2 protein-coding genes and 1 pseudogene are annotated in these 3,538 nt (G+C 74.2%); 2 read left to right on the top strand and 1 reads right to left on the bottom strand.

Annotation, left to right across the window (positions count from 1 at the left end; all coding sequences use genetic code 11):
• Nucleotides 1-208: 208 nt before the first annotated feature.
• Nucleotides 209-1,681: an NAD-dependent succinate-semialdehyde dehydrogenase gene (locus KPL57_RS27480; protein ID WP_226353698.1), complete on the bottom strand. Its 1,473-nt coding sequence runs from the start codon at nucleotides 1,679-1,681 to the stop codon at nucleotides 209-211.
• A gap of 64 nt (nucleotides 1,682-1,745) precedes the next feature.
• On the opposite strand from KPL57_RS27480, the gene KPL57_RS27475 reads away from it, so the two are divergent.
• The gene (locus tag KPL57_RS27475) at nucleotides 1,746-2,948 is read left to right on the top strand and encodes an acyl-CoA dehydrogenase family protein (protein ID WP_226353697.1); all 1,203 of its coding nucleotides are present in this window, start codon (nucleotides 1,746-1,748) and stop codon (nucleotides 2,946-2,948) included.
• Nucleotides 2,948-3,538, top strand: a pseudogene (locus tag KPL57_RS27470) (hypothetical protein); the annotation flags it as partial. The gene KPL57_RS27475 and the pseudogene KPL57_RS27470, both read left to right, overlap by 1 nt.

Raw genomic sequence — 3,538 nt, 5'->3', positions numbered from 1 at the left:
AGCTGGTCGAGCTCGTCTCGGGCGGGCAGGTCGACGTGACCCAGCCCGCCGAGCCGGTGCCCGGGCAGGATGCGGCGGTCCCGATCCAGCCGCAGGCCCCGGCCCCCGCGGCACCTGCTGCACCCGCGGCCCCGGCCAACTGACCGGTCCGCGAACCACGAGGGCCCCGGCGCCGTACGGCGCCGGGGCCCTCGGCCGTTCCCGTGATTCAGCCGCTGTAGCCGATGGCCACGTACTTGGTCTCGAGGAACTCGTCGATGCCGATCGCGCCGCCCTCGCGGCCCAGCCCGGACTCCTTCACTCCGCCGAACGGGGCGGCCGGGTTCGACACCAGGCCGGTGTTGAGCCCGATCATGCCGCTCTCGAGGTTCTCGGCGATGTGCAGCGCCCGGTTCAGGTCGCGCGTGTACACGTAGTTGACCAGGCCGAACTCGGTCGCGTTGGCCGCGGCCAGCGCCTCGTCGGCGGTGTCGACGACGGTGATCGGCGCGACCGGGCCGAAGATCTCCTCGTGGTTGAGCCGGGAGTCGACCGGCACGTCGGTGAGCACGGTCGGCGGGTAGAAGTAGCCCGGCCCGTCCTGGGCCTTCCCGCCGAGCGCGACCGAGGCGCCCGCGGCGACGGCGTCGGCGACCAGGTCGGTGACCTTGTCCCGGCCCTTGGCGTCGATCAGCGGGCCGACGTTCACGCCCTCCTCGGTGCCACGGCCGACCTTGAGCGCACCCATCCGCTCGGCGAGCTTGGCGGTGAACGCCTCGGCGACGCCGCGCTGGACGTAGAAGCGGTTCGCCGCAGTGCAGGCCTCGCCCATGTTCCGCATCTTGGCGATCATGGCGCCCTCGACGGCGGCGTCGACGTCGGCGTCGTCGAGCACGATGAACGAGGCGTTGCCACCCAGCTCCAGCGACGAGCGCAGCACCTTGTCCGAGGCCTGGGACAGCAGCAGCTTCCCGACCGGGGTGGATCCGGTGAACGACATCTTCCGGGCGCGGCCGTCGCGGAGGATCGGCTCGATCACCGCGCCGGCGTCGGTGGCGTTGATGACGTTCAGGGCGCCGTCGGGCAGGCCGGCGTCGGCCAGCACCTGCGCGAACGCGAGCATCGTCAGCGGTGTCTGCGGTGCGGGCTTGATCACCGAGGCGCAGCCGGCGGCGACCGCCGGAGCGATCTTGCGGGTGCCCATGGCCAGCGGGAAGTTCCACGGGGTGACGAACACGCAGACCCCGACGGGCTGGCGGATGGTGAGGAAGCGGGTCTGGCCGTTCGGGGCGACCTGGTAGCCGCCGTCGATCCGCACGGCCTCCTCGGAGAACCAGCGGAGGAACTCCGAGGCGTAGGTGACCTCACCCTTGGCCTCGGCGAAGGGCTTGCCCATCTCCAGGGTCATGAGCAGGGCGAGGTCGTCGATCCGCTCGTGGAGCAGGTCGTAGGCGCGGCGCAGGATCTCGCTGCGCTCCCGCGGTGCCATCGCGGCGATCGTGGGCTGCGCGGCGTGCGCGGCGGCGAGGGCGTCCATGCCGTCGGCGGGGGAGGCGTCGGCGACCTCGGTCAGGACCTCTCCGGTGGACGGATCCTCGACCTTCGCGGTCGCACCGTTCTCCGCCTGCCGCCACTGGCCGCCGATGAACAGGCCGGTGGGGACGGCATCCAGCACCCTGCGCTCGTCAGCATTGGTGGTCATGCCCGGAACGTACCCCGGTGAGTCGGCCCATAGACACCGGCGGCGTCGGCGGGGCTGGGTCATGATGAGGCCCGTGGCAGTGACATCGACAGCGGCAGCGACGCTGCCCGAGCTCGTGCCCGACCCGGTCGAGCTCCCCGCCGGGCTGGCGGACCTGCGGGCCGAGGTCCGGTCCTTCCTCGACGAGGAGCGCGACGCCGACCGCTGGACCCCGCGTGCGGACGTGTGGCTCTCCGGCTGGGACGAGTCGTTCTCGCGGCGGCTGGGGGAGCGCGGCTGGCTCGGTATGACGATCCCCACCGAGTACGGCGGGCACGGCCGCACCGCGCTGGAGCGCTACGTCGTCACCGAGGAGCTGCTCGCGGCGGGCGCCCCGGTGGCGGCGCACTGGATCGCCGACCGCCAGATCGGGCCGTCGCTGCTGCGTCACGGCACCGAGGAGCAGCGTCGCGCGTTCCTGCCCGGCATCGCCCGCGGCGAGGTGTACTTCGGCATCGGCATGTCCGAACCGGACTCCGGCTCCGACCTGGCGTCGGTGCGGACCCGGGCGACCCGCGGCGTCGGCGGGTGGCGGCTGTCGGGCACCAAGGTCTGGACCTCCGGGGCCCACCATGCGCACGCGTTCTTCGCGCTGGTGCGCACCGAGCCGCGCGACGACGCCCACCGGCACGCGGGCCTGTCCCAGTTCCTGGTCGAGCTGGACTCGCCCGGGGTGGAGATCCGCCCGATCCCGCTGCTCACCGGGGCGCACCACTTCAACGAGGTCCGCTTCGACGACGTGTTCATCCCGGACTCGCGGGTCTTCGGCGAGATCGGCAACGGCTGGGCCCAGGTCACCGGCGAGCTGGCGTTCGAGCGGTCCGGGCCGGAGCGGTTCCTGTCGACCTATCCGCTGCTGTCGTCGCTGGTCGGGGAGCTGACCGCGGCGGCGGGCGGTGTCGACACCGGCACCCGGCGCCGGGTCGGGTCGCTGGTGTCGCGGCTGTGGACGCTGCGGGCCATGTCGCTGGCCGTCGCCGGGGCACTGGAGTCGGGTGAGGCGCCCGAGCTGGCCGCGGCCCTGGTCAAGGACCTCGGCACCCGCTTCGAGAACGAGATCGTCGACGCCGCCCGGCTGCTGGTCGACATCCCACCGGACCCCGGCGCGGAGTCCGGGTTCGCCCGGCTGCTCGCCGACGCCGTGCTGCACGCGCCCGGGTTCACCCTGCGCGGCGGTACCAACGAGGTCCTGCGCGGCATCGTCGCGCGGGGGATGGGACTGCGCTGATGGCCCGCAACAGCGACCTCGCCGACCTGGCCGCGTCGATCCTGGCCGCCGGGTCCGACGACCGCGAGGGCACCGGCCTGGACACGGCCGCCTGGAAGGTGTGCGCCGGGGCCGGGCTGACCTCGCTGACCGACCCGGAGACCGGCGGCACCCTCGACGACGCCGCCGTGCTGCTGGAGGTCGCCGGAGCGGCGGCGGCCCGGCTGCCGCTGTCCGAGACCGACCTGCTCGCCGGGTGGCTGGCCCGCGCCGCCGGGCTCGCCGTGCCGGACGGGCCGCTGGCCGCGGTCGTCACCGACGCGACCGGCGGGGACCGCCCTGCCGGTGCGGCCGGGGGCGCGCTCACCGGCGGCGGCACTCACGGCGGCATTGGCGGTGGCACCGACGGCGGCTCCGGCGGCGTCACTGGCAGCGGCACCGTGTCGGCGGAGCTGACCCGGGTGCCGTGGGGGCGCTCGTTGGCCGCGGTCGTCGTGCTCGACGGCGCCCGGGTGCTCGTGCTCGACGCGGCCGCGGCGCGGGTCACCGAGGGCGTCAACCTCGCCGAGGAGCCCCGCGACGGTCTGACCCTCGACGCGGTCACCCCGACG

It is taken from the genome of Pseudonocardia sp. ICBG601 (assembly GCF_020496245.1).
This window is presented reverse-complemented; position numbering and strand designations above follow the sequence as displayed.

Coding starts and splice junctions, on each gene's coding strand:
- KPL57_RS27480 (WP_226353698.1), bottom strand. CDS start 1,681: ATGACCACCAATGCTGACGAGCGCAGGGTGCTGGATGCCGTCCCCACC.
- KPL57_RS27475 (WP_226353697.1), top strand. CDS start 1,746: ATGAGGCCCGTGGCAGTGACATCGACAGCGGCAGCGACGCTGCCCGAG.